The sequence below is a fragment of the Moorena sp. SIO4E2 genome, assembly GCF_010671945.1.
In the GTDB taxonomy this organism is placed as follows: domain Bacteria; phylum Cyanobacteriota; class Cyanobacteriia; order Cyanobacteriales; family Coleofasciculaceae; genus Moorena; species Moorena producens.
The window spans coordinates 65454-87656 of record NZ_JAAHIE010000016.1 but is presented as its reverse complement, the minus strand read 5'-3'; the positions used below and the strand labels follow the sequence as shown (position 1 = coordinate 87656).

Below are 22203 nucleotides of genomic sequence, written 5' to 3'. Positions count from 1 at the left end.
ACTGCTATATAAGCAAAGGAGGGATAAGATTCAGTAATGACCCATCTTATCCCTCCTTTTTTACAAGGATCTAGGTAGACTGCTTCCCCAAGCAAGGAAAGTTGGATTTTTGCCAAAAGTAGATTTTTGCAAGTTAGTTGATGATACTCAACGGAGAGGGAGGGATTCGAACCCTCGGATAGGCCTGAACCTATCAACAGATTAGCAATCTGCCGCTTTCGACCACTCAGCCACCTCTCCAAGGTGGTGTCAATCCATAATAGCACATTTTTGAGGTTGTCAACTGCTAGTAATGTAAATTTTCTGATTAGAAACCATGAGCGATCGCTCACACCACTGCAATAGGAAAATGCAATACGAAAATTTATGATGACTCTCGGACTCTCCCAATCTCTGTCTTGATGCAAAGCGCGAGTGGGGGAAACCACGGCAAAGCGCGAGTGGGGGGAACCCCCAAGACCGTAATGGTGCGTTTGACCCGTAATTAAATTCGCCACGGGTCGCACCTCTGCCTCCCCAAGACCGCCCTGCATCGCTGAGAGATCTACTATTTTTAAGTGAGGGAGATTCAGCCTAATACGTGGGTGAAAGCCCAGAAGCATCTTGAATCTGAAAGTATACCATATAATGTCCCCACTTAAGTTATAATTTATATAAATAAATTGTTAAAAATTTACTTCTGTTCACTGATGTGTTAAGCACACCTGAGAGGTTAAAATTTGTTAAGTGAGTGTGTAAAAGCTCGACGCTGAGGGTTTAGCCGGATAGAGGTCAGACTCCCCATACCTGAAAACCTTCTGTAAGCTCCAACATCAAAAAAGCCTATGAATACGAAAAATACACAGCACATTGCTCTGATCTCCGTTCACGGAGATCCAGCGATAGAAATCGGTAAGGAAGAAGCTGGAGGACAGAATGTGTATGTGCGCCAAGTGGGTGAAGCTCTTGCTAAGCAAGGGTGGCAGGTCGATATGTTTACTCGCCTCTCCAGTTCCAATCAAGCCACAATTGTTGAACATACTCCAGGTTGTCGCACTATTCGCCTAACTGCTGGTCCAAAAGCATTTGTGCCACGGCAGGAGATTTTTGAATACTGTGGTGAGTTTTTAAGCCAATTGCTTGAGTTTCAGGAGCAATCAGGCATTGACTACTCAATAGTACATACAAACTACTGGCTTTCAGCTTGGGTAGGTATGGAGTGGAAGAAGCGTCAATCCCTTCTTGATGCAATAGCGAGTGGGGGAAACCAACGGCAGTCGCTCATGGGGGGAACCCCCAAGACCGCGCTGCCTCCCCAAGACCGCGCTGCATCGCTCATTCAAGTTCACACCTATCACTCCCTAGGCGCAGTTAAATACGAGTCAGTAGAAACAATTCCGAAGATTGCTGCTACTCGCTTGGAGATAGAAAAAGCAGTGCTAGAAACATCAGAACGCATTGTTGCTACATCTCCCCAAGAAGAAGAACACATGCGTACGCTAGTTTCAAGTAAGGGCGACATTGATATTATTCCCTGTGGCACCGACATTGACAGATTTGGCAAGATTAACCGCTTAGAAGCACGGCAAAAACTTGGGCAAAGCCCTGAAAACAAAATCATCTTTTACCTGGGAAGGTTTGACGAACGCAAGGGCATTGAAACCCTAGTTCGAGCTGTTGGTTGCTCCCAGTTACGGGGTGATGCTAACTTAAAGCTGATTATTGGTGGTGGTTCTCGTCCCGGAGAGAAAGATGGTATGGAACGCGATCGCATTGAAGGGATTGTAGCTGAATTGGAACTGCAAACTATCACTACATTTCCTGGACGCATTGCTGATGAACTACTGCCAGCTTATTATGCTGCAGCTGATGTTTGCATAGTACCAAGTCACTACGAACCTTTTGGTTTAGTTGCCATCGAAGCCATGGCTAGTGGCACCCCTGTAGTAGCTAGTGATGTCGGTGGTCTTCAGTTTACCGTTGTATCTGAAGAAACTGGCTTACTGGCACCACCCAAAGATGCTAGTGCTTTTGCGGCTGCTATCGACCGGATTCTCTCGGATCACGACTGGAAAAATCAACTTGGTTTAGGGGCAAGAGCAAGGGTAGAACATATGTTTAGCTGGAATGGTGTTGCCCATCAGCTGAGTCAGCTCTATAAGAGCTTGCTGGAAGCAAAATCCGAGAATTTGGCAACAACTAGTGCCTGAAATCTATTGGGCACATTCATTCCCTGGCAATCAGGATAGATCTCAAAGGTTAAAGGATAAAGTTAGGACGCTACTATTCCTTTTGCCTTTTTCGTTAATCCTATTCATCCTGATGGGTGGCATAACTCTTGTATCTGTAAATTGGGAAAGTTTGGTAAATTGGATATCCTCTATTTTGTTGGCGATAGCCTCTTGCTGAGGAATGATATTACATGAACTTTCTTGTTTTCACCTTCAAGCAAGGAAAATTAAAGGTTATTGCTGTTCGCGTAGCGTAGCCCTTCGGGCTAATCGATACTGATCACAATCAACCGCGTTCATCATTGCCTCTGTTGCTGTAACTATCATGTAACTAGGGTTTATGCATCCTACCAGTTATCCAATCTCCAATTCCCAATCCCCAAGTACCAAGAAGAACTTGAATTATGGGTTCCCAAGGAGCTTATAAGCCTTCCCTATCTAACCATAGTGGTCAACACCAGTATCGATCTTCTCCACAACTAACAGGGGGAGCCTATGACTTGGAAGCCAGCAAACTCGATCTGCGTCGTATATTAGCTGCTGCTCGTCGTCGAGCTGTCTTGATGGCAGGGGTGGCCCTTACTGTGACATCGGGAATTATTGCCAAAACCTTAAGTGCAGTTCCGATCTATGAAGGCAAATTCCAGCTGTTACTCGAACCCATATCTGGTGAAAACCCGTTGGAGTTGCAGGGCAAACCCGGGGTAAATAGCATTGCTGCTCCAACTAAAAGTTTCGACTATGACACTCAAATTCAGGTATTAAGCTCTCCTCAGGTTATGTCTGAGATTGTGGAGCAAATTCAAACCCAATATCCAGAAATAAACTATCATACTCTCCGGGAAGGAATCATGGTATCCCGACTGCGAGAAACCAAAATTTTAGAAGTTGCCTACCAAGATTCAGACCCGGAAAGAATTCAATTTGTTTTGGAAAAGGTTGCTCTCGGATACATCGAGTACTCTAAGCAACAACAACAGGCTAGCATCAGACAAGGCATTCAATTTGTCTCGAATCAGCAGCCTAAAATACAAGGGCAAATTAATCAGCTCCAGCTACAACTCCAGCAACTCCAGCAGAAGTACAACCTGATTAATCCACAACTTCAGGGTCAACTGTTGACAAATCGGGTCAATGCTATTGTCGAACACAGAAAAGCTACCCAAACTCAGCTCCGAGAAACGATTATACTGTATGGGAAACTCAAAGGTCAGTTGGGGCTATCGTCACAGCAAGCGGAAGCAGTAGCTAAGCTTATAGAAACACCCCGTTATCAACAATTGCTCAGCCAACTTTCTAACCTAGAAAGTCAGATGGTGTTGGATTTGGCACAATTCAAGGAAAACCAATCTACCTTTGACGGATTAAGGCAACAACAGCAAAATTTACTCCCCCTGTTAAGTCAGGAAGCAGAAAGGGTGATGACTAGCCGTATTCAGGAGTTTGGTGGCAATCCTCAATCGGCTTCTTCAAGTACACTTCGCCTCAATTTGATTCAGCAGCTAGTAGAGACGGCGAACCAAATCAAGGTTTTAGAGATGCGCCAGGCCGCCATCACTAAAGGGGAAAGTCTGATGAGTGAACAACTCAAACAACTAGCTGTGATTGCCAATCGATATACAGAACTCAAGCAGAAGATTGAGGTAGCAACAGAAAGCCTCAACCGCTTTGAGTCAGTTCGGGAAACTTTGGAACTTGAGTCAGCTAAAACCAGCATCCCTTGGCAGACAATTGTCGAGCCGCAACAACCTCAAAAACCAATATCCCCCAATTTGCCTGATACTTTGCTCCTAAGTGCAGTAGCAGGGATAGTTGCAGGTGCCACAGCTGGGTTTTTAGCAGAAAAGTTACATCACTTACTGAACAGCACCGACGATATAAAAGAGTATACTCGCTTACCAATATTAGGCACAATCCCCTTTAACAAAGAACTCCAGAAATCCAATACCGTTACTGGTGTGGGCATAATACCTGAGCCGGAAGCCTCAGCTCCACAACTCGGCGTGGGATCTGGTAGTTACCAGATTTCTCCTGTTTTAGAGGCCTTTCGCTCTCTTCAAGTTAATCTCCAATGTCTGTATTCTGAGAAACCCATTAGCGCTATAGTGGTAAGTTCTGCTGAACCAGCAGATGGTAAATCCACTACAGCTATATTTTTAGCCCTGGCAGCAGCAGCAATGGGGCAAAAGGTTTTACTGGTGGATGCTAATCTGCGCTTTCCTCAGATTCATCAAAAAATGGATTTACCTAATTTGTGGGGACTGAGCGATGTTCTTTCTAGCGAAATCAAGGTTGATGATGTGATTCAGCGATCGCCTCTGGAGGAAAATCTCTGTGTCCTAACTGCTGGTCAAATTTCCACCGACCCCACCCGACTTCTCAATTCCCCAAAGATGCAGAATTTAGTTCAATATCTCAAAGAGCGGTTTGAGCTGGTAATTTTTGATACCCCTCCCCTACTTGGTCTGGCGGATGCAAGACTTCTGGAGCCTAATACCGATGGGATATTGATGGTCGTAGGTTTAGGTAAAGCTAACCAAGTTTTGTTTAAAGAAGCTCTCTCGGAATTGAGAATTGCTCATAGCACAGTATTGGGTATAGTTGCTAATGGTTTAAAAGGTTACACAACCAGAGCCTATGATTACTATCATTATTACTTCGGTAATACTCTTGAGGAAACCAAAGTTTCATAGTGATTGGTCATTGGTGATTGGTGATTTTTAACAACCCTAAGAACAAAGAGTGAATCATAAAGGAATAACGACAAATAACTAACGACAAATACATCAATGATTAAGTACTCACCAAGGTAGACTTAAGATGAAGCGACTACTGAAGCTGTCATGACTAACCGCCTTGCCCAATCCCAAAGCCTTTATCTACGTAAGCATGCTGAAAATCCGATCGATTGGTGGCCTTGGTGTGAAGAAGCGCTATTAACAGCTAAAAAACAAGATAGGCCAATTTTCCTGTCTATCGGTTACTCTAGCTGCCACTGGTGTACGGTGATGGAGGGCGAAGCGTTTTCCCATCAGGCAATTGCCGAGTATATGAATGCTAATTTTATTCCGATTAAGCTAGACCGGGAAGAAAGGCCGGATATTGATAGCATTTACATGTTAGCATTGCAGATGATGACAGGTCAAGGAGGCTGGCCCCTTAATATTTTCCTGACACCCGATGACTTGGTACCCTTTTATGGAGGTACCTACTTCCCACTGGAACCACGCTACGGACGACCGGGGTTTTTGCAGTTGCTCCAATCAATTCGTCGCTTCTATGATTTAGAAAAAGGCAAGCTTAACACTTTCAAAGAAGACATCCTGGGATACCTCCAACAGGCAGCAGTACTACCCGAATCAGAGCAGCTTGGTGATGATTTGCTCTTTATCGGTGGGCAAGTTAGTGTGGGTGTCGTTAATGCTCTTAATCCAGGTCCACGTTTCCCAATGATTCCCTATGCCAGTATGGCACTACGGGTTACTCGCTTTGATTGGGCATCGGAGTATAACCCAGAGCAGGCTTGTGCAAAGCGGGGACTAGACTTAGCTAAGGGCGGTATTTACGATCATGTCGCTGGGGGTTTTCATCGCTACACAGTTGACCCCACTTGGACAGTACCCCACTTTGAAAAAATGCTCTATGACAATGGGCAGATTATGGAGTACTTGGTAGATTTGTGGAGTGCAGGGATTCAGGAAGCCGCTTTTAAACGAGCGATCGCAGGAACAGTTCAATGGCTCAAGCGCGAAATGACCGCTCCAGAAGGTTTCTTTTATGCTGCTCAAGATGCAGATAATTTCGCGACCCCAGCAGACACTGAACCTGAAGAAGGGGCGTTTTATGTCTGGAGTTATTCAGAACTAGAACAACTGCTAACCCCATCGGAGTTGAAAGCAATTGAGGAGGAATTTACTCTGACCAAAGAGGGCAACTTTGAAGGCAAGAATGTATTGCAGCGCCGTTACCCAGATCAGTTTTCCCAGAACACTGAAGCTGCTTTGGCTAAACTGTTTGAAGCACGTTATGGTGCCAAACCGGATCTTCTGGAAACCTTTCCACCAGCCAAGACTAATCAAGAGGCAAAAACCCGGAACTGGCTCGGTAGAATTCCACCAGTAACAGACACCAAAATGATTGTTGCCTGGAATAGCTTAATGATTTCTGGTCTAGGGCGAGGCTATAGTGTGTTCCATGAACCGGACTATTGGCAACTAGCAACAGTTGCTGCTCAATTCATCCTCAACAATCAATGGGTAGCAGGACGATTCCACCGACTAAACTATGATGGTCAACCGGCAGTGCTGGCTCAGTCTGAGGATTATGCCTTGTTTATCAAAGCTCTACTGGATTTACATCAGGCAAGTTTGTCAGTAGAACACGCTTCACCAGTTAAACAACCTTGGCCAAAAGGCCACGCTACGCAAACAACAGTTGAACGTTCAAACCTGCCACCGACCAACCTTCAACCGACCAACCTTCAACCGACCAACCGGCAACCGACTAACCTGTCACCGACCAGTTGGTTAGAGAAAGCTATTAAGGTTCAGGAGGAGTTTGATGAATTGCTGTGGAGTGTCGATAATGGTGGTTACTATAATGCTGCCACTGACCCTAGTGATCAACTGTTAGTACACGAGCGTAGTTATACCGATAATGCCACACCATCTGCCAATGGGGTAGCGATCGCAAACCTAGTACGTCTGGCTTTACTTACTGAAGATCTCCGATACCTTGACCGAGCAGAGCAAGCCTTGAAAGCATTTAGTAGCGTGCTCAACCAATCCCCTCAATCCTGTCCCAGTATATTTACTGCTTTAGATTGGTACCGCAATTGCACTCTGATTCGCGCTGGCGCTGACCAACTTACCTCCCTGATCTGTGGGTATTTCCCCGTCAGTGTTTATCAATTAGATACCCATCTGCCAGATTCAGTTATTGGTTTAGTTTGTCAGGGACTTAGTTGTAAACCAGCAGCAACTAACACTGATCAGTTATTAGCACAGGTGCGGACAAGTCAAACCAGAGCTTGAACTCTAGTCATTTTAAAACCGAGTTTTCCTACTGCCGGAAATTTTGAGATGATGGTGGAATTCGCTCAATGGCAATCAGTGCTTCTATAACTGATTTGACTAATGGTGCAGCTACGGTAGAACCAAAGGCAATGCCTTGGGGTTCATCCACTACTGCTAAGACCACATAGCGGGGAGATTCTACGGGCAAAATGCCCACAAAGCTAGTTATCTTGGCATCGCTGTAATAGCCCCCAGTAGGACTGGCTTTCTGAGCCGTACCGGTCTTACCAGCAATCCGATAACCAGCAATGCGGGATGCCTTTCCAGAACCATCGGTTACTACAGTTTCCATCATTTCCACCACTGTCTGAGTAGTGTTGGGGGAAAATACTCGTCTCGGTACCGGACGCCGTGGTTGCCAGTGGGGATTCCCTTTGGTGTCAAACAATCCCCGAACCACATGGGGAGTCACTAGCTTACCACCATTGGCAAGGGCACCTAGCATCTGAGTTAGCTGAATTGGGGTTAAGGAAAAACCTTGACCAAAGGAAGCCGTAGCTGGTTCAATTGGCGAAACTTTAAACTTGTACTTACTTTTGAGCTGTCCAGCGGTCTCAGCTGGTAACTCAATTCCTACTTTTTGCTTTAAGCCTAGCTTCTCTAACCAGTCATAGTAAACCTCAGGTTTCATCTTTCTGATCATCCGCACCATGCCCACATTGCTGGAATGTTGCAGAATCTTGCTGGGATTGATCATGCCCCGAGCGCCTACTGATTTATAGTCATGGTTGAGAATCGGCCATTCGCCAATTTGAATCTTGCCAGTGTCGTTGAACAAGCTTTGGGCTGTAATGGTACCAGTTTCTAATGCGATCGCAACGTTTAGGGGTTTGAATGTAGAACCAGGCTCATACAAGTCTGACAGCGCCCAATTTTTAAACAAACTCACATCGAATTTGGAGTACTGATTGGGGTTGTAGGTTGGCTCACAAACTAGGGCTAACAAGGAACCATTGTGTACATTCATCACTATGATACTGCCACGCTCTGCATTAAACTTCTTGAGGGTTTGCTTGAGGGCAGAGCGAGCCGCTCGTTGCAGGCGAGTATCGATAGTTAGTTGTAGCCGCAGGTCATCAAGGTGCATGAATCCTTCTGGCACATGACCTGGCATCAAGGCTCCATTCCCAGCACGGCTCAGTCGGATGTTTCGGATCTCCCGTTCTAGGAACTTTTCTTGGGTGTATTCTAGACCCGCTTGACCCCGATGATCGAAAATGTTTACATAACCCACCACATCCGATGCCAATTCATTTTGGGGATAAAAGCGGGAGTATTGTCGAATCAACTCTAAACCATCTAAGTTCAACCGAGAAATTTGGTCAGCGATCGCTTCTGGGATCGTATTGCCCAAGCGAATACCACTCTTGCGTTTACCGAACCGCTCCTCCAAATCTGTTGGTGTTTTTTTGATCATCGGAGCCAGCAAAGCAGCAATTTCCTGTAAGGATTTTTTGAACAACTTCGGGTGAGCATACAATGTATAGACAGGTCGGTCGATGGCTAAAACATTCCCCTTCCGGTCAACAATAGGACGGCGAGGTACAAACGGCCGCATATATACCATTTGCTGCCGCCGTGCTTTTTCCTCTAGGGACGATCCCTCTGAAACTTGCAAACGGTATAAATTTAGCAACAGCCCACTGCCGCCTGCCATCATTATTACCCATATCATTAGCAGTCTCAAACGGTTGTTTCCCAGTGACTTACCGGGTTTCATAGGGGTTTACGTGACTATCATTGTTTAACAAATATACCTAAATAAATATACTTAAACAGACACACTTAAGTGACATACTCCCGACACTGGCCTATCGGCACAGTGCGGGCTTCTTACCAACACCACCCAAAGGTATCGGCTTTCGCCGACGCTGCGCGAACGGTTACTCGGTAAGCTTTATTAACGACACGGGATGCCCCTCCGCGCCGGAACAATACAAAAAGTCTTGCTTTTAGTTGGCAGGTGGCGGTTAGCTCTTAATTTATCTTCCCTACCATCTCTAGTCTATCACATTAGACCCTATGCCTAGGCACAAAACTAGTAACCCAGGGGTGTTATTTTCTTGGGTTTTGGCTCAGGAGGTTTGGTGAAAGCGGTAAATGGCTGGCGCTGAGGACGTTCAGGAGCTCGTTTCATAAAAATTGTATTACTTGGATTGGGAGTAACCAGCCCTGTAGCTGGATTTTCAGCCTGTTGAGCGAGTTGATCTTTGATCACTTCCGTTGTTGCTGTCATATTGCGCTCATCTCTTTGCAGCTCCTCTAGCTTACGATACTCTTGGCTCCATTGTTGCTGGCTGTAAACTGTCCAAGAATAAACCGTGACCGCAGTAGCAATTAGTGTAAATGTTACTAGATCTGAGCCACGTTTTAATAATAGTAATGCTTTCAACAAAAATGGTGTTTGCTGCTGCAAAACACTCAGGTTTTCAACCTTTGGCTTAGGGGTTTTGGGTGAGTTCATAGTATGTGTGGGAGGTCGTGCTATCCTGGAACGTTTGTCTTTTGAAATAGCCAATGATTGCTGAGACCGATTTCTTTGAGTGCGAGCAGAGGGAGGAACAGCATTCATAAAAAACTCCTTAGTTATTGGAAACACCTATGGCAAACCGGTAACTTTTAATCAGGGCAGGAAAACTATCTGATGGCCGAGACTACTGACTGACTTTCTGATGGTGAACCAGAACAGGTGCAGTTCTTAACTGTTTCGGGGTTTGAGCCCGTGACAATGCCTATCCTTTGCCGTTGAAGCAAGACGTAACCAATGCCCATGCTAAAGTTACTGGCGGTAGATTCCTCCCCGTTTAAAGACCTAGTTCTAGAGCAAAGAAGTGGATATTTGACCCTAAGCTAGGAACCTTAACCCTTACCAGTAACCTAGACCTCTGAGGTCTTAGGCTGGTCAGCTAACTCAAGAAGCGCTGCTAACCAGGATTAACTTGGTAGCAGTTATTACTAGCTAGAAAGATGATGCTAGAACGCAACTATCTTAGCATCAGCTCAGATTCAGGAGGAATCCTTAGTTAGCGACAGACGGGGATTTGTGATACCCTAGGAATTATTAGTAAAAATCACAAACAAACCCCTGAGAAAACCCATAACCCTAGCCATCACCTTCAGGTTAGACCAAAACAGGAAACAAATGCGCAAAGTGTGCGCTCAGGTAGCGTGGCCGTAGGCCAATCCCATCAATGGAAATCCCTGTAAATAAATCACACAGCCAAGCTTATAAATCCAGACGCCACACCCACTCGTGAATCGGTTGAGATAGGATTTGATTAACGACTCAATCCTGTTGGTCATGGCTAAATTGTTGAAATTGTTAGGAATTGGCCTAGAATTAACTATCGCTATACTTCTAGTTAGACCAGCTTGGTGTTTACCACCTCCGGAGGATGTACCGGAAGAGGTGTTGAGAACTGAGATTATTATTGAAGCGCGATCGCCTCTTGATGGCAAGCCACTTAGTGCCGCTGAATACGCCCAACTGCAAGATGCCATAGCACAACGCTCAACCAAACCTGGCCTTGACCCCAAGATTAGAGAATTGATTTTTCTGCTGCAACTGAGGGATTTGTTTCGGACAATCCTTCCCTTCTAACGGTGATATTGCCAGACCTGTATACCCTTAATGTCTTCAAGAATTACTCCCGAACAAATTGACCGGATCGTAGGAAACCAACATCATAACCCCTTTGAGGTGCTTGGTTCCCATAAATTTGAGCAGGATGGTAAGGTTTGTTGGGTAGTGCGGGCTTATCTACCAAATGCAGAAGCAGCATGGGTACTTCTGCCAACGGAAAGGAAGTCTTACCCCATGGAATCGTTACACCATCCTCACTTCTTTGAGGTGGAAATTGAAATACCTCGGCTGGCTAATTACCAACTGCGGATTAAAAAAGGCGGACGCGAATGGGTTAGCTATGACCCCTATGGCTTCCGTTCTGCCAAACTAACCGAGTTTGATTTGCACTTATTTGCCGAAGGGAATCATCACCGCATCTACGAGAAACTGGGGGCTCATCCTACAGAAATTGATCGGGTTGAGGGAGTCTATTTTGCCGTTTGGGCACCTAATGCTCGTAATGTTTCAGTCATCGGAGATTTTAATGATTGGGATGGGCGTCAACATCAGATGCGCAAAGGAGCCACCGGTATCTGGGAACTATTTATTCCTGAACTGGGAGTAGGAGCAGCCTACAAGTACGAGATTAAAAATTCCGAAGGTCATATCTATCAAAAATCTGACCCCTATGGTTTCCAACAAGAGGTCAGACCGAAAACTGCTTCTATTGTTACCGACTTGGATGGCTATGAGTGGCATGATCATGACTGGATGGAGCATCGGCGTCACACTGACCCCTTGAGGCAACCGATTTCTGTCTATGAGATACATCTGGGCTCTTGGCTTCATGGGTCCTCAGCTGAACTTCCTCAGGGAGCAAATGGTGAAACCCTAACGGTGGTAACCGTTTCAGACCTCAAACCAGGAGCCCGTTTCCTGACTTACCGAGAACTAGCCCAAAAATTAATTCCTTATATCAAAGAATTGGGCTTCACCCATATCGAAATCTTGCCTTTGGCGGAGCATCCCTTTGATGGGTCTTGGGGCTATCAGCTTACCGGTTACTATGCTTGTACCTCGCGCTATGGTAGCCCACAAGACTTGATGTTTTTGATCGACCAGTGCCACCAAAATGGGATTGGGGTAATTTTGGATTGGGTCCCCGGTCATTTCCCCAAAGATGCTCATGGTTTGGCTTTCTTTGATGGTACTCATCTCTATGAATACGCGGATCCCCGTCAGGGTGAACATCAGGAGTGGGGAACCTTAGTCTTCAACTATGGCCGTAACGAAGTGCGGAATTTTCTGGTAGCTAACGCTTTGTTCTGGTTTGATAAGTACCACATTGATGGGATGCGGGTGGATGCCGTAGCATCTATGCTCTATCTAGACTATTTACGTGGGGATAGACAATGGATACCAAACCAGTATGGGGGTCGGGAAAATCTTGAAGCGGTGGATTTCCTCAGGCAAACTCATCACGTAATTTTTGGTTATTATCCTGGTGTTCTCTCCATTGCGGAAGAGTCAACGGATTGGCCGATGGTCTCTTGGCCAAATTATTTAGGAGGTTTGGGATTTAATCTGAAGTGGAATATGGGCTGGATGCATGATACCCTAGACTATTTTAGCATGGATCCCTGGTTTCGCCAGTTCCACCAGAATAATGTTACCTTCAGCATGTGGTACAACCATGCTGAGAATTATATGCTTGCCCTATCTCATGATGAGGTGGTTCATGGCAAGAGTAATATGCTCGGGAAAATTCCCGGGGATGAGTGGCTCAAGTTTGCTAATCTCCGCTGTCTGTATGCTTATATGTTTGCTCACCCAGGTAAGAAAACTCTATTTATGAGTATGGAGTTCGGTCAGTGGAGTGAGTGGAATGTCTGGGGAGATTTGGAGTGGGATTTGTTGCAATATCAACCCCATAAAAATTTGAAGCAGTTTATTACTGACCTGAATTATTTGTATCGTAGGGAACCAGCGCTTTATACTCAGGATTTTGACCAGGACGGGNTCGTCGGGGCCAATCTTGCTCTTGGCTGAGTTCTGATTTGAACTTGGCCAGGAAAGCCGATTGATGACGGGGCTTATCCCAAGCGATTTTTCGGTATTTTTCCTTGAGTAATTCGGACTGCTGCTGCTGAACCTCAAGGATGGCTTGGTAGAGGTAAAGGCTAATTTCGTTGATCGCGGCAGAGTCATTCACGAATGGTTTCTGGTAGATTTGGTGAGTAATTTTGGGCTGAATACAAAAGCAGATCTATGAACCCAGTATATGTGAAATAGCAAAGGCAACAGGGAACAGCGGATCTCGGAACAGCGGATCTCGGAACAAAAATTCCCACAATTCCTACAGGGATCCCTCAAGGATCAGCAGTGGGTAGTGGAAAAATTCGAGTTCCATAGAACTCAGCTGTTGGTAGATTGAAGGAGCTTCCAGCCAGAAGCCAGGAGTCGTTAGGGTTAAATTTGTTATTATAGCGCTGTCTTGATGCAAAGCGCGAGTGGGGGAAACCCCCGCAGGTCGGCGCTGCATCGCTTCTGTTGAGTAATGAGCTATACAGAATTTTTCGCCGATTCCCTGTCATCTGCTCCCTATTCCCTATTCCCGACTCCCGACTCCCCTTACCCCAAGACTAAAGTCCCTCAGCCAATTGATAACTGGTATAGTTAAGAGTGACTCAGCTTAACAAATTGTAATCATGGCCAGAGACCTAAGGGGATTTATCCAAGAGCTAGAACAGAAGGGGCAATTGCGGCGGATTAAGGCTTTAGTTGACCCAGATTTGGAAATTGCTGAGATATCAAACCGGATGCTACAAGCGGGTGGACCTGGCTTGCTGTTTGAGAATGTAAAAGGGTCATCCTTTCCGGTTGCGATTAATTTAATGGGAACAGAAGAACGGGTTTGCTGGGCGATGAATCGGTCAAGCCCGGAAGATTTGGAAACTCTGGGCAAGAAGCTAGGGATGCTGCAACAACCAAAGCCACCTAAGAAGATTTCCCAGGCGGTGGAATTTGGCAAAATTTTGTTTGATGTGGTGAAAGCTAAACCAGGGCGAGACTTTTTCCCTCCTTGTCACCAGGTGGTGGTGCAGGAAAATGATTTGGATTTGAATACATTACCCCTGATTCGCCCTTATCCCGGTGATGCTGGCAAGATTATTACCTTAGGATTGGTGATTACGAAGGATTGTGAGACTGGTATTCCTAATGTGGGGGTTTATCGGCTACAACTGCAGTCTAAGACTACGATGACTGTGCATTGGCTGTCGGTTAGGGGTGGAGCACGACATTTGCGCAAGGCGGTGGAGAGAGGACAGAAATTAGAAATTGCGATCGCACTCGGTGTTGACCCCCTGATTATTCTGGCCGCTGCTACTCCCATACCGGTTGACCTTTCCGAATGGCTCTTTGCTGGACTCTATGGTGGGTCTGGGGTTAACCTAGCCAAATGTAAAACCTTAGATTTAGAGGTACCAGCGGATTCTGAGTTTGTCCTGGAAGGCACGATTACTCCAGGGGAAATGTTGCCAGATGGTCCCTTTGGTGACCACATGGGGTATTACGGTGGAGTGGAGGATTCCCCGTTGATTCGCTTCCACTGTATGACTCACCGCAAGGATCCGATTTATTTAACTACCTTTAGTGGGCGTCCACCGAAAGAAGAAGCGATGATGGCGATCGCACTCAATCGGATTTATACCCCGATCCTGCGGCAACAAGTCTCAGAAATTGTGGATTTCTTCTTGCCCATGGAAGCTCTGAGTTATAAAGCCGCCATTATTTCCATTAAGAAAGCCTATCCAGGACAAGCGCGACGGGCTGCTTTGGCGTTTTGGAGTGCTTTGCCTCAATTTACTTACACCAAGTTTGTGATTGTGGTAGATGAGACTATTAATATTCGCGACCCCCGTCAAGTGGTGTGGGCGATTAGTTCTAAAGTTGACCCAGTGCGGGATGTGTTTATTTTGCCCAATACTCCCTTTGATAGTTTGGATTTTGCTAGTGAAAAGATTGGCTTAGGGGGACGGATGGGTATTGATGCTACTACTAAGATTCCACCGGAAACGGAACATGAATGGGGCGCAACTTTGGAGTCAGATGGGGATGTAGCAGCTATGGTAGATAGGCGTTGGGCTGAGTATGGGTTAGGGGATTTGGATTTGAAGGATGTTGATCCCAATTTGTTTGGGTATGATATGTAATTTATACATCAGCGGTCAGTGGTCAGTGGTCAGCGGTCAGCNGACAGCGCTGGGTGGCACAAGTGGCAAGTATTAATGAGAAGTTAAATGAGCAGGTAATTGGGTAATGGGTAATGGGTAATGGGTAATGGGTAATGGGTAATGGGTAATGGGTAATGGGTAATAGGTAATAGGGAATAGGGAATAGGGAATAGAAAATAGGGAATAGGGACTTCGGAGCAGGGACTTCGGAGCAGGGAGCAGTGAAACAATTATGTGTACCTCATTTGCTAGTCGCAATCGCGCCGAAGCGTGAGGGACTAAGATCTGGCACCAGTACAAAAAAACTTAATAACGGCAGTGATAACAATCAATTTCAGTACTTAAAAAGTCAAATCTTATCACTGTTCCCTGTTCCCTATTTCCTGTTCCCTACCTTGACAGGTAAATTTTAAACTTGAATTGTAGGAGTGAATGATGGCAAGTTTAGCATCGGTTGTGCCTTTAGGAGCAAACGCGGCTTACGCTGGAGTAACTGGGGCGTTGGGAGCTCGCCTTGATCCCTACCAAGGCTTTAATTTCCTGATTGAAATTGAGGGGTTAGTGACTGGTGGGTTTATCGAAGTCAGGGGTCTAGAAAGTGAGATTGAACTAGAGGAGCGTCCTGAGGGAGGTCAGAATCGGTACGTTCATCAGCTACTAGGTCGAACCAAATATCCGAATTTGACCCTCAAACATGGTTTGACAGGTATTGACAGTTTGTGGACTTGGTATCAGGCCACTAGCCGGGGTGTAATTCGGCGCAAGAACGGCACAATTATGCTGCTAGACCGCCAACAGATACCAGCCATGTATTGGAATTTCAAGCAGGCTTTGCCAGTGAAGTGGACTGGTCCAGAGTTTAATGCCAGCAGCAATGAAATTGCTTTCGAGACCATTGAGTTAATTCACAAGGGGATTAGCAAACCACTTCTGAGTCAAGCACTATCTGGAGGACGAGCCGTTGCTGGACTAGCGGGAGCATTGTGATGGCATCTCAACCTCAGGTCAGTAACAATCAGACTTGGTCAGAGAGTCTCAACCCACAACTGACGAGGCGACTTCTGCGCCCAATCGTCAGCCCTGGTGTGATTGGTACTCAAGTCGCAGGGTCAATTATCTCCCGGGTCCAAGGGATGACCAACCAACTGCCCTTAATGGCTAAGTTGATTCAACGCCAGCATCGGTTAGAGGGTCAATCAGCAGAAGCAGTTCCTATCGTCTATGCTCAGCCAATCCGGCCAGCAGCAGAACCGGTAGAGACGGGACATGTTACTTCTCCAATTACCTCTACCAATGTGGCCTCTCGAACTAAAGTAACAGGAGAAGAACTACCTTTGAGATCAACTAGATTTCAGGTGGAAAAAGAAACCTCAGTACAAAAAAGTACAGGGTCAAATTCCCAGAAATCTACAGAAAACCCTACACCCCAAACTTCAAGTTCAATCCCCTCTGAAAGGGGCAAATCTGGGACAAAACCATTAATTGTCCAGGCAAAATTTGTCAACTCCACTAAGAGGAATTCCCGGAGAGTAGATTCTGATAACAAACCCCTAGTTTCTGGTCTTGAATCGTCTAGGGAAACTAGACTATCCTCTGACTTATCCTGGCCAGTTGTGCAAGCCAAACCCATAGACTTCTTGCAGAAGTCGGGAACAGGGAACAGGGAACAGGGAACAGTGGACAAGAATTTAGACAAACACTATCAGAAAACTACTTTACAGTCTAAGCGATCGCTAGGCAGTTCCGGAAACCTGACCCAGTCGCCAGTAATCTCAGAAAAGAAGTGGCAGTGATAAATGAGTTCAAAAAGAATCGGTTGCGCCGTGTACTTGGAGACTTGTTCGCACGGTGCGTTGGGGACGAAGCGGGAGCAATCCCGCTGACTTACCCAATCCACTGGCGGTGCGCTCAATTCGTAGATCTCGATTGGCTAAACAGAATTCAGAAAACTGGGCAGGGGTCATGGGGATGATCCCAGGAAGATTGACCATCACAGGGACAGTTTGGGTTTGAATGAGTAGCCTAGTCATTATAGGGTTTTTATCTAGGTTGTAAACATAATTCTTGTATAAAAAAGCTTGCATACAAGAGGAACCCACCCCTAACCCCTCCCAGGAGGGGAAAGGCAAGAGGGGAAAGAGATACGAAGTTTTATTGGACAGTAAAAAAATACCTCCTAGGTTTACATCTCATTTATAAACCCTATATACGCCAATGAAAGTATGTAAAGATTTATTACGAAACTAAGAATTTCTGCGTAAAGTCAACAGATTATCCTGGGGAATAAATAGGGAGCATCCCACTGCTGTGTGAGCGTGATTATACCGCCCACATATAGCAGAAGTCAGAAGTCAGAAGTCAGAAGTCAGAAGTCAGAAGCGGTGCGACCCTGGTGATTTCTAATCACCATCAGAATGCGCACCAAGAGAGTATTACTCTTGCGCTTACTTAGGTTTGATACTTTTGTCATGTTCTAACTGCCCTGTCTTGATGCAAAGCGCGAGTGGGGGAAACCACGCCAGTTGCTCATGGGGGAGACCCCCAAGACCGCACTGGCTCCCCAAGACCGCGCTGCATCGCTGGCGACTGCTATAAAAAGATATTTTTGCCAAAAAAAATGGGATGCTAACAATCAAGAGTATTCAAGTTATCTTTATAAGTGCTTTTAAGTGCTTTTAGCAGAACATGTTTTCTCGAAATCTCGCCTTTATCACCGGCATCAATAACTACACAAACGGCATTTCCCCCCTCAACACTGCCGTAAACGATGCCAAAAAACTAGTGGAAATTCTCCGCAAAAAGCATGATTACGAAGTCTGGGAATGCTTAGACGAAGTGGCAACTCTGTCTAACTTTAACAAATTTTTATCCCATACCTTACCCGAAAAAGTCACTGAAAATGACCGCTTATTATTTTACTTTGCTGGTCATGGAGTCGCTCTCAATGGGGATGATGGTCCGGCTGGTTACTTAATTCCTCAAGATGCTTTACTGGGGGATACTAATAGTTATCTGCCCATGACGAAGTTACACGATGCTTTAAGTCAATTACCCTGTCGTCATTTCTTGGGTATCCTCGACTGCTGTTTTGCTGGTGCTTTTAAATGGTCGAGTACTAGGGATTTATTAACCTCGCCAGAAGTAATTCACCAAGAACGATACGACCGTTTTATTAGTGACCCAGCCTGGCAAATTATTACTTCTTCAGCTTCTGACCAAAAAGCCCTCGATAACTTTAATTTAGATAGCGAACGCGGTCAATTCGGCAATCATTCCCCTTTTGCTAGTGCATTATTAGAAGCCCTAGAAGGGGCAGCAGATATCTATCCTCCTGCTACGAATGGTAAACCGGCTGGAGATGGGGTAATTACAGCCACAAAATTATATTTATATTTACGGGATCGAGTCGAAATTCCCACAGAAAAATGCCGTCTACGACAAACGCCCGGTATTTGGTGTTTAAATAAGCACGATAAAGGCGAGTATATCTTTCTTTCTCCCGGACATGAACTTAATTTACCACCAGCACCACCATTGGATGAGTCACAAAATCCCTATCGCGGTTTAAACTCCTTTGAAGAGGAACACAGCCAACTATTTTTCGGTAGAACATTACTAGTAGAAAAGTTAGAAGATTTTGTCAAAGCTAATCCCCTGACAGTGGTGTTGGGTGCTTCCGGTTCGGGTAAATCTAGCTTGGTAAAAGCCGGATTAATTCCCCAGTTGAAACAGGAAAATACCGGTAAATGGTCGATAGTGTCACCAATTCGTCCCGGAGAAAACCCCTTCCAAGCTCTCAATAAAGCCCTGGTTGAGGCCGGATTACCAAAAGTCGAGTTACAAAACCCACAAAAAACTCTCACTGAAAGTATTGCGGTTTGGGTTAAAAACAATCCCAAATCCAAGTTATTAATCTTTATTGACCAAAGCGAAGAAATCATTACACTCTGTCAAGATGAACAGGAGCGCCAGGAATTTTTCCAACAGATACTGGCAGCAATTCATGGCTATCGGGAGCAATTACGAGTAGTATTAAGCCTACGTTCTGATTTTGAACCCCACATCTGTGATTTGGGCTTAACGTTGGCACCGGAAATAGTAAATCAATTGGGAACCACGGTACTGATAAATCTTTGGCAAAGTGGACGATTTATTGTACCGGCGATGACACGAGGGGAACTAAGGGAAGCGATAGAAAAACCGGCTCAAGCACGGGTGATGTATTTTCAGCCCCACGAATTAGTAGAAAAATTAATTGATGAAGTGGCGGATATGCCCGGAGCATTGCCCCTGCTGTCTTTTGCCTTGAGCGAACTGTATCTGAAATACTTAAGACGACAACGGGAGGCACAATACAGGGGTATTACTATTGACCGGGCGTTGACTCAAGGCGATTATATTGAATTGGGGGGAGTAATGCGATCGCTAACTCAAAGGGCGGATGAGGAGTATCAGAAGCTAGTTAATGAAAACCCCGCTTATGACCAAGTGATCCGTCATGTGATGCTGCGGATGGTGGCACTAGGTGGGGGTGAATTAGCCCGTAGGCGGGTACCTTTATCGGAATTGGAATATCCACCAGCGAAAAATAGTTTAGTCAAGGAAGTAATTGAGCGTTTTAGCACAGCACGGTTATTAGTAGAAGGACAAGATGTTGAGGGGAATCCTGATGTAGAACCTGCCCATGATGCTTTGGTGCGGGGTTGGCAAAGGTTGCTGGAGTGGAAACATTTAGATGAGGAAAATTTACTTCTACAACGGCGGTTGACTCCTGCGGCGGTGGAGTGGAAAAGCCAGCAACAGGCAAAGTTTCTTTGGAATGCTAACCCTCGTCTTGATTTGTTGAATAAAGAACTCAATTCTGAGGACAACTGGTTTAACCAAGTAGAAGTTGAGTTTGTGCAGCGTAGCGTCAGGCGAAAAAGCTTCAATACTCGTCGGAATTGGGTTGTTGCGATCGTAGTTATGCTGGGGTTAGGTACAGGTTTAGTATTTTCTTTGATTGGACAGAGAGATGCTTTGATCGGCCAAGTCAGGGCTGATCGGCAATCCGCCGAAGCAAACTTAGAATTAGGTCAAGATTTAGAAGCTTTGGTTGCTAGTTTACGAGCGGGTAAATCTCTAAAAGATTGGCCGGGATACTTATCCTTATTCAAGCCAGAAAATGAGCTTAAAACTCAAGTATTACAAACTTGGCGAAAGGTATTCTATTTAGCGAAAGAACGTAACCGCATAGAAGTGCCTGAAAACTTTAATAAGATGTTTTTTACGTCTGATCATCGGTTACTGATTGCTACAGCAGAGGATGGTACTGTCCGCTTACAAGACTTCAAAGGCACAGAACTACCCAAAGTATTTTCAGGACATAGAGGTGAAGTCAATCTTGATATTAATAAGGATGGTAGCTTATTAGCAACTATTGACGATAAATGTACTGTTCGCCTATGGAACTTGGAAGGAAAACAGGAAGAGCCACCAAAGCTTGAAGAATCTATCCTACATTCTAAAAATTGCGAATATAGCACAGGGCTCAGTTTCAGTCCTGATGGCAAGAAGCTTGTAGCCTATAGGAAAGCAGGCTCAGACTCTATCATCTACCTGTGGGACTTAACGGGAAATGAACCGAAGCTATTAAAAAATGCTCAAGACAATTTCATGACTATTAGCTTTAACTCCGATAACCAGCTAGTTGTAGCTACCCAATCTGACAATACCCTCCGCTTGTCAGACTTTATGTTTGGCACTCAGTTAGAAGAGTTTAAACATAATGATAGGCTTAATAGGTGTTATTTTTGTGATTATGAACTCTATGATAACCTCGTTTTTAGCCCTGATGGTAACTACTTTGCCGCCATCTATTATAAGGATGCAAGCACTGCCCTGGTTGGTAGTTTAAGCAAGAACAGTTTGGCGTATTATAAACCCATAGACAGCGTTTTAGAAATCAATACAAACAACAGCGTTTCAGAAATCAGTTTTGATGCCAATAGTCGTCTAATTATCGGTCAAAATACTAATGGTATGATTAGTGTTTATAATCCAGTTTATAATTTTTTTGAACTGAAAGAAATGAAAGGGCATCAAGGTAGTATTCGTGAGGTTATTTCTAGCTCGAATGGCAAAATTGCTAGTCTAGGTGATGACAAGACTATTCGCTTGTGGGAAATAGAGAACAACCAACAAGTGGAAGAGTTAAGCCCAATTGAGGGGCAGTTTAAAAGTCTCAGTATCAGCCCCGATGGCAAGCAACTAGCTGCTGTCAAAAAAGATGGTACTGTCCATTTGTTGGAGTTGAAGCGTAAGGATTTGAAGCAATTTAAGGATATTAAAGGCAAAATCAGCCAAATCATTTTTAGCCCTGATGGTCAGCAATTGGCTGCACTAGACGAAGAGAATACGATTCGCATCTTGAATCTAAATGGGAAGGAATTGTATAAACCAAAAAAAATTGAAAAAACAATTAGCCAGCTTATTTTTAGTCGTGATGGTCAGCAATTGGCTGCCATGCACTGTGATTATACTATCTGTGATAGTACTATCCATCTGTTTGAGTTGAACAGTAAAACTAAAACCTTGAAAAAAGTGTCCAAGAAGAGTTATCCTAGGGTTTACCCGGAGAGTCATATCGTTTTTAACTCGGATAACAAGCTGTTGGCAATGAGTATTAAAAATGAATTAAAGAAACATAATAAAATCTTATTAGAATTGGAGTCTCATAAGCAATTAGTTGGGTTTGAGGATGATAATGGCTACATCAGTAGTGAAAAAAATGGTCTTGATATTCAGGGTAACTTATTAGCATCTATTGGGGACAGCTATGATATTCATGTATGGGATATCTCAGGAAAACGATTGACTACTTTAAAAGGAAAAGGGCAGCCAACAAACCAATTAACCAGTATAAGTCTTAGTGCTGATGGTAGCTTAATAGCTACCCTTGACGAGAAGGGTACTGCAAAGTTATGGCAGTTTGGAGGATTGGATGAACTGCTATCCAAGAGTTGTGATAGGGTGCGTGACTATCTTGAGAATAACCCCAATGTTGACAAGAGGGATCGCAATCTCTGCGACAATGTATATAGCAGTCGAAGTAAAGCTTAAGACATATTTATGCTCCC

At 44.9% G+C, this 22203-nt stretch carries 13 protein-coding genes, 1 tRNA gene and 2 pseudogenes; 10 read left to right on the top strand and 6 right to left on the bottom strand.

All coding sequences use genetic code 11. The features are described from left to right. Positions 1-151: 151 nt before the first annotated feature. Positions 152-240: transfer RNA gene (locus F6K37_RS03545), tRNA-Ser, on the bottom strand. A 584-nt stretch (positions 241-824) separates the two neighbouring features. Between F6K37_RS03545 and F6K37_RS03540 the strand changes: the two genes are divergently transcribed. From F6K37_RS03540 to F6K37_RS03530, 3 genes are all read left to right on the top strand, one after another. Next, positions 825-2189, top strand: a complete 1365-nt coding sequence (locus tag F6K37_RS03540; RefSeq protein ID WP_008183208.1) for a glycosyltransferase — start codon at positions 825-827, stop codon at positions 2187-2189. Between the two features lie 425 nt (positions 2190-2614). After that, positions 2615-4903 (top strand): GumC family protein, encoded by a 2289-nt coding sequence (locus F6K37_RS03535; RefSeq protein WP_287248185.1) that lies wholly within the window; start codon positions 2615-2617, stop codon positions 4901-4903. Positions 4904-5053: 150 nt separating this feature from the next. After that, the gene (locus F6K37_RS03530; protein ID WP_287248183.1) at positions 5054-7243 is read left to right on the top strand and encodes a thioredoxin domain-containing protein; all 2190 of its coding nucleotides are present in this window, start codon (positions 5054-5056) and stop codon (positions 7241-7243) included. 28 nt (positions 7244-7271) lie between these two features. Here F6K37_RS03530 and F6K37_RS03525 read toward each other — a convergent pair whose 3' ends face one another. The 3 genes from F6K37_RS03525 to F6K37_RS03515 all read right to left on the bottom strand — a co-directional run bounded on the left by F6K37_RS03525 (position 7272) and on the right by F6K37_RS03515 (position 10588). After that, positions 7272-8960, bottom strand: coding sequence for a peptidoglycan D,D-transpeptidase FtsI family protein (locus F6K37_RS03525; RefSeq protein ID WP_287248181.1), 1689 nt, complete (start codon positions 8958-8960; stop codon positions 7272-7274). Positions 8961-9323: 363 nt separating this feature from the next. Further along, positions 9324-9857: a hypothetical protein gene (locus F6K37_RS03520; RefSeq protein ID WP_287248180.1), complete on the bottom strand. Its 534-nt coding sequence runs from the start codon at positions 9855-9857 to the stop codon at positions 9324-9326. Positions 9858-10444: 587 nt separating this feature from the next. After that, a complete protein-coding gene (locus tag F6K37_RS03515; RefSeq protein WP_287248178.1) occupies positions 10445-10588 on the bottom strand; it encodes a hypothetical protein in 144 nt (47 codons plus the stop codon). Here F6K37_RS03515 and F6K37_RS03510 point away from each other — a divergent pair. From F6K37_RS03510 to F6K37_RS03495, 4 genes and pseudogenes are all read left to right on the top strand, one after another. Then, positions 10587-10886, top strand: coding sequence for a hypothetical protein (locus F6K37_RS03510; protein WP_287248176.1), 300 nt, complete (start codon positions 10587-10589; stop codon positions 10884-10886). The genes F6K37_RS03515 and F6K37_RS03510 overlap by 2 nt on opposite strands. 30 nt (positions 10887-10916) lie before the next feature. Continuing rightward, positions 10917-12869 (top strand): annotated as a pseudogene (glgB, locus tag F6K37_RS03505) (1,4-alpha-glucan branching protein GlgB); the annotation flags it as partial. A 538-nt stretch (positions 12870-13407) separates the two neighbouring features. Beyond that, positions 13408-13530: a hypothetical protein gene (locus F6K37_RS03500; protein ID WP_267871974.1), complete on the top strand. Its 123-nt coding sequence runs from the start codon at positions 13408-13410 to the stop codon at positions 13528-13530. Between the two features lie 28 nt (positions 13531-13558). After that, positions 13559-15064 carry a UbiD family decarboxylase gene (locus tag F6K37_RS03495; protein WP_287248170.1) on the top strand — a complete coding sequence of 502 codons (1506 nt, stop codon included), beginning with the start codon at positions 13559-13561 and terminating at the stop codon, positions 15062-15064. Positions 15065-15136: 72 nt separating this feature from the next. Here F6K37_RS03495 and F6K37_RS03490 read toward each other — a convergent pair whose 3' ends face one another. Further along, positions 15137-15343, bottom strand: a complete 207-nt coding sequence (locus F6K37_RS03490; RefSeq protein WP_287248169.1) for a hypothetical protein — start codon at positions 15341-15343, stop codon at positions 15137-15139. Between the two features lie 174 nt (positions 15344-15517). On the opposite strand from F6K37_RS03490, the gene F6K37_RS03485 reads away from it, so the two are divergent. Beyond that, positions 15518-16072 carry a phage tail protein gene (locus F6K37_RS03485; RefSeq protein WP_229414482.1) on the top strand — a complete coding sequence of 185 codons (555 nt, stop codon included), beginning with the start codon at positions 15518-15520 and terminating at the stop codon, positions 16070-16072. Continuing rightward, positions 16072-16878: a hypothetical protein gene (locus tag F6K37_RS03480; protein WP_287248167.1), complete on the top strand. Its 807-nt coding sequence runs from the start codon at positions 16072-16074 to the stop codon at positions 16876-16878. Before F6K37_RS03485 ends, F6K37_RS03480 begins: the two co-directional genes overlap by 1 nt. A 99-nt stretch (positions 16879-16977) precedes the next feature. On the opposite strand, the pseudogene F6K37_RS45340 reads toward F6K37_RS03480, so the two are convergent. Beyond that, positions 16978-17115, bottom strand: a pseudogene (locus F6K37_RS45340) (Uma2 family endonuclease); the annotation flags it as partial. Between the two features lie 655 nt (positions 17116-17770). Here F6K37_RS45340 and F6K37_RS03470 point away from each other — a divergent pair. After that, on the top strand, positions 17771-22186 hold the full coding sequence (locus F6K37_RS03470; RefSeq protein WP_287248165.1) for an nSTAND1 domain-containing NTPase: 4416 nt from the start codon (positions 17771-17773) through the stop codon (positions 22184-22186). Positions 22187-22203: the final 17 nt, after the last annotated feature.

What these genes read in the sequence shown, in the direction of transcription:
- F6K37_RS03540 (WP_008183208.1), top strand. Translation starts at nt 825, where the DNA reads ATGAATACGAAAAATACACAGCACATTGCTCTGATCTCCGTTCACGGA.
- F6K37_RS03535 (WP_287248185.1), top strand. Translation starts at nt 2,615, where the DNA reads ATGGGTTCCCAAGGAGCTTATAAGCCTTCCCTATCTAACCATAGTGGT.
- F6K37_RS03530 (WP_287248183.1), top strand. Translation starts at nt 5,054, where the DNA reads ATGACTAACCGCCTTGCCCAATCCCAAAGCCTTTATCTACGTAAGCAT.
- F6K37_RS03525 (WP_287248181.1), bottom strand. Translation starts at nt 8,960, where the DNA reads ATGATATGGGTAATAATGATGGCAGGCGGCAGTGGGCTGTTGCTAAAT.
- F6K37_RS03520 (WP_287248180.1), bottom strand. Translation starts at nt 9,857, where the DNA reads ATGAATGCTGTTCCTCCCTCTGCTCGCACTCAAAGAAATCGGTCTCAG.
- F6K37_RS03510 (WP_287248176.1), top strand. Translation starts at nt 10,587, where the DNA reads ATGGCTAAATTGTTGAAATTGTTAGGAATTGGCCTAGAATTAACTATC.
- F6K37_RS03515 (WP_287248178.1), bottom strand. Translation starts at nt 10,588, where the DNA reads ATGACCAACAGGATTGAGTCGTTAATCAAATCCTATCTCAACCGATTC.
- F6K37_RS03500 (WP_267871974.1), top strand. Translation starts at nt 13,408, where the DNA reads ATGAGCTATACAGAATTTTTCGCCGATTCCCTGTCATCTGCTCCCTAT.
- F6K37_RS03495 (WP_287248170.1), top strand. Translation starts at nt 13,559, where the DNA reads ATGGCCAGAGACCTAAGGGGATTTATCCAAGAGCTAGAACAGAAGGGG.
- F6K37_RS03485 (WP_229414482.1), top strand. Translation starts at nt 15,518, where the DNA reads ATGATGGCAAGTTTAGCATCGGTTGTGCCTTTAGGAGCAAACGCGGCT.
- F6K37_RS03480 (WP_287248167.1), top strand. Translation starts at nt 16,072, where the DNA reads ATGGCATCTCAACCTCAGGTCAGTAACAATCAGACTTGGTCAGAGAGT.
- F6K37_RS03470 (WP_287248165.1), top strand. Translation starts at nt 17,771, where the DNA reads ATGTTTTCTCGAAATCTCGCCTTTATCACCGGCATCAATAACTACACA.